This window comes from Methylobacterium sp. B1 (assembly GCF_000333255.1).
In the GTDB taxonomy this organism is placed as follows: domain Bacteria; phylum Pseudomonadota; class Alphaproteobacteria; order Rhizobiales; family Beijerinckiaceae; genus Methylobacterium; species Methylobacterium fujisawaense.
This window is the reverse complement of the sequence record NZ_BACT01000994.1, coordinates 1-6,572: the sequence shown is the minus strand read 5'-3', so window position 1 is coordinate 6,572 and position 6,572 is coordinate 1. Positions and strand designations below refer to the sequence as shown.

Sequence of the window (6,572 nt, the reverse complement as noted above, 5' to 3'; positions counted from 1 at the left end):
ACGACCTGGCGCACGCGCCCGTCCTCCAGATGGGGATCGGCCAGGGCCGCCTTGAGCGGCGCCAGCATCTCGGTGCCGCCGCGGGCCTCCAGGGCGGCGACGAAGCGCTCGGCTTCCGCCAGGGCCGCCCGCGTCGCCGGGACCGGCTCGGGATGCAGCGCGTCCCAGGTGTCGTCGAAGCGGATGACGTTGAAGCGGTCCTGCGGCGTCAGACGCGCGAGGCCGGCCAGCAGCCCGGCCTTGGCCTGCCGCATCGAGGCGCCGGACATCGAGCCGGAATTGTCGATCACGAAGGTGACGTCGCGCGCCGGCCGGGTGGCCGCGTCGGGCTCGAGCGCCGGCGGGTTCACGGCGGCCAGCAGGTAGGTCCGGCCGGCCACGGTCTCGCGGAACAGGCCGAGGCCGGGCACCCGGCTCGGAGCGGGCTCCCAGGTCAGCTCGAGGTCGCGGTCGGCCGGCACGACGCCGTCGGCCAGCGTGACGGTGCGCGCCTCCGGGCCGGTCTCGGTCACGCGGATCGCGTGGGTGGCGCTGCGGACGGCGCCGACTGCGAAGCCCGCCTGGAGCCGCACGGTGACGGCGACCGGGTTGGTCGGCGGGGACAGGACCGGGTCGAGCACCGGCGGGCTGATCCGGGCGCGATCCGGAACCGGGTCGCGGGCCGCTTCGGCCACGCCGTCGAGGGAGACCGCGTTCACCGCGGCGGGGGCGGGAGTGTAGCGGGGCGCGACGACCAGCGGCAAGCGCAGCGTCCGCGTCTCGCCGGAGACGGGGATCGTCTGCTGATAGGTGATCTGGACCACCACCGTCTCGCCGGGGCCGATATTGGCGACCGCGTTGGTGAAGATGTTGGGCCGCTCCTGCGCGGTCAGGGCCGCCGACTGCCCGGCCGCCTTCGCGGCCTCGTAGGCGCGCTTGGCCGCCGCCCGCTCGCGGATGTCGGCCACGATCACACGGGAGCCGACGACGAGCTTCATCCCGTCGACGGCCGCGTCCTCCGGCAGCGGGTACACGTAGGTGCCCTCGACCCAGTCCGCCGTGGTGTTGCGGAAGGCCTGGGTGACGGTGGCCCGGGCGGTCGGGCCGCTGACATCGACGCTGATGTCGGTGGCGAGCTGGACGGCCTCGGCCGGCGCGGCGCCGGCCGGCCCGCGCAGCATCAGGCCGCCCCGCGCCGGGCCCCGGCGCCGCGTGGGCCGAGGCGAGCATGATGAGGAGCGCCAGCAGCGCGAGGAAGAGCGGTGACAACGCGGCGTTGCGGGGGGGCTCGACCGCGGATCGTGGAGCGAAGAACGGCATCGGGGAAACCTCCTGCGCCGGCGGATCGAGGCCGGCTCGCCGCTGAAGCTCCCGCGCCCGCCCCTCCGCCGCCACGAGAAGCTTCGCCCTTTTCCAGGCTCGGCCCGCACCCGCCGGCCGCGCCGCGGCGGATCTGTGCGGAGCCGGTGCGGAGCTGTGCGCCCGGCGGCGCGTCCTGACGGATCCGCCGCCGCCTTGACATATGCGCAACCTGCGTCTTAGTTATGCTCAACCTGAGTAGAAATCGAGCGATGATCGAATCCGAGTTCCTGGCAGGCTACGATCCTGCGGCCTACGAGCGGCCCGCCCTGGCGGTGGATCTCGTCCTGCTGGGGATCCGGGCGGGGCGGCTCGCCGCTCTCCTGCTGCGGCGGAGCCAGCAGCCGCAGGCGGGCCTCTGGGTCCTGCCGGGCGGATTCGTGGGCATCGCCGAAACCCTCGACGCCGCCGCGGAGCGCGTCCTGCGCGACAAGGCCGGGATCGGGCGGGCGCGGCTCGAGCAGCTCTACACCTTCGGTGCCGTGGACCGGGATCCGCGGATGCGCATCGTCTCGGTCGCCTATCTGGCGCTGCTGCCGGAGGCGGCCTTCGCCGAGGCCCTGGCGGGCGGCGCCGCGCTGACGGCGGCGACGCTGGTCGTGCCCTGGGCGGGCGAGGCCGGCGGCCCGGTCTCGGCCGTCACGGAGGACGGCGCCCCCCTCGCCCTCGCCTTCGACCACGCCGACATCCTGGCGCTCGCCGTGAAGCGGCTGCGCGGCAAGCTCGACTACACGGATGTCGGCTTCGCGCTGCTCCCGGAGCACTTCACCCTCCGCCAGCTCCAGGACGTGCACGCGGCGATCCGCGGCGCGCCCCTCAACAAATCCGCCTTCCGCCGCCGCATGCGCGACCGGGGCTGGATCGCGCCGACGGGCGCCCGCGAGGCCGGGACGGCGTTCCGCCCCGCCGAACTCTTCCGCTTCGACAGGTCGGGTCAGTTTTGAGGAGACCATCATGGCCACGGTCCGCAACATCGGTGTGATCGCCCAGCTTCGGAGCGAGGCGAGCAGCCACATCATCCGCTTCCGCAACGGCCGGGTCCGGCAGAGCGGGCGGGGGCTGGTCTTCTGGTTCCGGCCCGAGACCGCCAGCATCAGCGAGGTGCCGGTGGACGACCGCGAGATGACCCTGTTCGTCCGCGGCCGCAGCCGGGACTTCCAGACCGTCGTGGTCCAGGGGACGATCGGCTGGCACGTCGTCGATCCCGAGCTGCTGGCGAGCCGGGTCGACTTCTCGATCGACCTCCGCACCGGGAGCCTGCAGGGCGAGCCGATCGAGCGGATCGAGGCGCGCCTCGGCGGCATCGCCGGTCAGGCGGTGCTGCAATATCTCGGGGCGAGCCCGATCGGCGCCCTCCTCGACGCGGGGCCGGAGCCGCTGCGCGCCGTTCTGGAACGGGTGCTCTTCGCCGCCCCGGCGCTGGCCGAGATCGGCATCGCGGCCGTGGCGGTGCGGCTCACCAACCTCGCGCCGACGAGCGAGCTGGAGCGCGCCCTGCAGACGCCGACCTTCGAGGCCCTGCAGCAGAAGGCCGACGAGGCGACCTTCGCCCGGCGCGCCCTGGCGGTCGAGAAAGAGCGCGCCATCGCGGAGAACGAGCTCGCGACGAAGACCGAGCTGGCCCGGCGCGAGACCGTGCTGATCGCGCAAGAAGCCGAGAACGCCCGCGACCGCGCCGCCGGCGTCGCGGAGGCCCGCGGCCTGGAGGCCGCCGCGGAGGCCGAGCGGATCCGGCTCGTCGAGGGGGCCCGGGCCGAGGCGGAGCAGCGCCGCGCCGCAATCTACCGGGACATGCCGCCCGCCGTCCTGCTCGGTCTGGCGGCCCGGGAACTCGCCGGCAAGCTGGAGACCATCGAGCACGTCAACGTCACGCCCGACCTGCTGGCGGCCGTCCTCGGGGAGTTCCGCGGCGCATTGCCCGCGCGGCTCGCGCCGCGCTGAGGAGGCCCGCCATGCCGGCCATCACCCCCCGGGTCGTCTTCGTGATCCGCGACACGGATTACGAGCTGCTCATCGCCCGGCACGCGACCCGCGGCCAGGTCCGGTTCTTCCTGGAGAGCCGGGGCCAGACGCTCGCGGAGGTCGAGGCGCGCCACGCCCAGTTCCAGGCCGTGCTCGCCGAGGCGCGGTCCGCCGTGCCCCTGGACTGGCGGCAGGCCCTGGTGCGGCGCCCCGACCTCGACCGCTTCCTCTTCGCCCCAGAGGACGTGGTCGTGGCCGTGGGGCAGGACGGGCTCGTGGCCAACGTCGCCAAATACCTCGACGGGCAGCCGGTGGTCGGCGTCAACCCGGCGCCCGACCTCTACGACGGCGTGCTGGCCCGGGCTCGGGTCGAGGCCCTGCGTGCCCTGCTGCCCGCCAGCGCGGCCGGCGCCGCGCCCCTGCAGCGGCGCACCATGGTGCAGGCGACCTTCGACGGCGGCGAGCGGCTGCTCGCCCTGAACGAGATCTTCGTCGGCCACCGCAGCCACCAATCCGCGCGCTACCGCATCGACGACGGGGCGCGGGCGGAGGACCACTCGTCGAGCGGGCTGATCGTGGCCTCGGGCACCGGCCTGACCGGCTGGGCGCGCTCGATCAGCGAGGCGACGCACCTCACCGTTGCGGTGGGCATCGAGGAGGCGGCCTTCGGCTACTGGGTCCGCGAGCCGTTCCCGAGCGTCGCCACCGGCACCGACCTGCGCGGCGGCAAGTTCGCCGGATCGCCCCTCACGGTGGTGTCGCGGATGAACGAGGGCGGCGTGGTGTTCTCGGACGGGATCGAGCAGGATTTCGTCGCCTTCGACTGGGGGCGGCGGGTGAGCCTGGCGCCGGCCGACCGCACCTTCAACCTCGTGGCCGCGTAGGGCGGCGCCGACCGGGAGCCCGATGATCGCCATCCGGACCGACCGCCTCATCCTGCGGCGCTTCAGGCCGGACGACGCCGCCGACCTGTTCGCCTACCTGCACCGGCCGCGGGCACGCTGCTTCTTGAGCAGCCGCCTCGATACGCCGGCGGACGCGGAGGCGGAGGCCGGGCGGCGCGCCAGCGACGACGAGCACGTGGCCGTGTGCCTGACCGCGTCCGGCCGGCTGATCGGCGACCTGTTCTGCCTCCCAGAACCGCCCGACACCTTCTCGGTCGGCTGGAACTTCAACGCCACGTATGGCGGCGCGGGCTACGCCCATGAGGCCGCGGCCGCTCTGTTCGGGCACCTGTTCTCCGAGCGGCAGGCGCGGCGCCTCTACGCCTATGTCGAGGAGGACAACGCCGCCTCGCACCGCCTGTGCGCGACGCTGGGAATGCGCCTCGAGGGCCTGTTCCGCGAGTTCGTCACCTTCGTGGACGACGATCAGGGCACCCCGATCCTCGAGAACACGATGCAGTACGCCATCCTGCGCCGGGAATGGGCAGAGCGCTCCGCGCGCGGCTGAGGCCGGTCCGGCACTGTCCAAAGACCCCGGCTGAATACGCCGGCGGCATTCAGCTGCTTTCGCGGGCGTCGGACCGGTCGAATCACGGCGCGAAGACGGTGTCCGTCATCACGAGCGCAGCGAAGTGACCCAGGGCAGCGCGACGTTCGGAGGCCTGGCGCTGCTGGATTGCTTCGCTCCGCTCGCAATGACGGCGGTGCAGTTCTTCGACAGCGGCGACGGGCAAGGCGCGCCGCCAATACGGTCGGTCCCTGCATCTGGCACGCTTCTTGGTTCGTCTTCACCAGCGCAGCGTCGCCCCGGCGGCGGCTAGAGGTTGGCGTGCCGTCGATGTGGTGAGGTGCCGGGCGACCGGATCTCCGCGACTGCCTTGAGCCTGTCCCGAGCTCCGATCCCTCCGTTTCAGCACCGGCACGCGCCGTCCGGCGGATCGCACGATCCGCCCTCTGAGGAGAGTCGATATGTGCGACCGTCACGGCGATTATCGCGTCCCGGATTTCACGCGGTTCAAGCCCAGCCGCAGGCGCTTCCTCGGCGGGACCGCCGCCGCGCTGACCCTGGCGGTGGGTCCGGGCCTGACCGGCCCGGCCGCGGCGGCCACCGGCATCCGCGCGACCCACGGCACCGGCTTCTGCAACCTGAACTTCTTCCTCGCCGAGGCGATGCAGCTCGCCAAGGATGACGGCCTGACCATCGACTTCGTCAACACGCCGACCTTCTCGGATCAGGTCACCTTCCTCGGCATGGGGCAGGTCGATGCCGGCGTGATGCCCTACACGAGCTTCATGGCGCTCTACGACGCGGGGGCCCCCGTGAAGATCGTGGCCGGCGGCGGCATCGAGGGCTGCGTGCTGGTCGCCCAGCCCGGCCTCGACAGCCCGGAGAAGCTCAAGGGCAAGACGCTCGGCACCTTCCAGCTCGATACGCTGGAGGTGCTGCCCTACGACTGGCTGAAGAAGAACGGCGTCGCCTTCAAGGACATCACGGTCCGCTACATGGGCTCGACCCCGGAGGCCGTGGAGGCGTTCCCGCGCCGGGGCGCTGGACATCATCTCGACCATCGAGCCCTACGGCACCGCGCTCCTCACCGACGTGAAGGGCGCCGTGAAGCTCTCCGACGGCACCGACATCTACGGCAAGGGCTACACCGACTGCGTGCTGGCGGTCCGCAATGAGCTGATCGCCAAGAACCCGGCCGCCGTGAAGGCGCTGATCAAGGGCATGATGAAGGCCCAGGCCCTGGCCGAGGGCGATCCCCAGGCCGCCCTGAACAAGCTCGTCGGCTCCTACTACAAGACCTCGATGAGCAACGCCCAGCTCGCCATGGGCCGGCAGCCCTCGGTGGTGGACGCCCGCAACCAGACGCAGTTCATCCTCGACCGGACCGATTCCGTCGCCGAGATGGGCTACATCAAGAAGAAGCCCGGCCGCGACGCGATCGACTGGACCCTGCTGGAGCAGGTCATCGCCGAGAACCCGGATCTCTACGGCAAGCTCAAGCTAAAGTCGGCCTGAGCGGATGGCCGTCGATCTCGCCCGCGCCGCCGTCCCGCACATCCGGCCGCGCGTGCCCTTCGGTCAGCGCCTCGCGCTGCCCGACGGGCTCGTCCCCCTGCTCCGCCGGATCGGCTGGATGCTGGTCTCCGTCGGCTGCTTCGCCGGCCTCTGGGAGCTGCTCTGGGCGCTCGGCATCGCCGATGCCAAGCTGCTGCCGCCGCCGCACATCTTCCTCGGCAACCTCGCCGAGCAGGCCCGGTTCTTCAACACCGCCCAGCGCTGGCAGATCGGCACCGGCATGAATGCCGGTCCGAGCCCCGCCA

At 72.5% G+C, this 6,572-nt stretch carries 4 protein-coding genes and 3 pseudogenes; 6 read left to right on the top strand and 1 reads right to left on the bottom strand.

Annotated elements, in window-relative coordinates:
* Window positions 1–1,299: pseudogene (locus tag I53_RS27685) on the bottom strand (VIT domain-containing protein); the annotation flags it as partial.
* Window positions 1,300–1,550: 251 nt separating this feature from the next.
* Between I53_RS27685 and I53_RS27680 the strand changes: the two are divergent.
* The 6 genes and pseudogenes from I53_RS27680 to I53_RS27655 form a co-directional block, all read left to right on the top strand.
* Window positions 1,551–2,282 (top strand): NUDIX domain-containing protein, encoded by a 732-nt coding sequence (locus I53_RS27680; RefSeq protein ID WP_043357049.1) that lies wholly within the window; start codon window positions 1,551–1,553, stop codon window positions 2,280–2,282.
* 10 nt (window positions 2,283–2,292) lie between these two features.
* On the top strand, window positions 2,293–3,279 hold the full coding sequence (locus I53_RS27675) for an SPFH domain-containing protein (RefSeq protein ID WP_043357047.1): 987 nt from the start codon (window positions 2,293–2,295) through the stop codon (window positions 3,277–3,279).
* 11 nt (window positions 3,280–3,290) lie between these two features.
* A complete protein-coding gene (locus I53_RS27670; RefSeq protein WP_043357045.1) occupies window positions 3,291–4,184 on the top strand; it encodes an NAD(+)/NADH kinase in 894 nt (297 codons plus the stop codon).
* 22 nt (window positions 4,185–4,206) lie between these two features.
* Window positions 4,207–4,752, top strand: coding sequence for a GNAT family N-acetyltransferase (locus I53_RS27665; RefSeq protein WP_043357043.1), 546 nt, complete (start codon window positions 4,207–4,209; stop codon window positions 4,750–4,752).
* Between the two features lie 461 nt (window positions 4,753–5,213).
* Window positions 5,214–6,267 (top strand): annotated as a pseudogene (locus I53_RS27660) (ABC transporter substrate-binding protein).
* A 4-nt stretch (window positions 6,268–6,271) separates the two neighbouring features.
* Window positions 6,272–6,572 (top strand): annotated as a pseudogene (locus I53_RS27655) (ABC transporter permease); the annotation flags it as partial.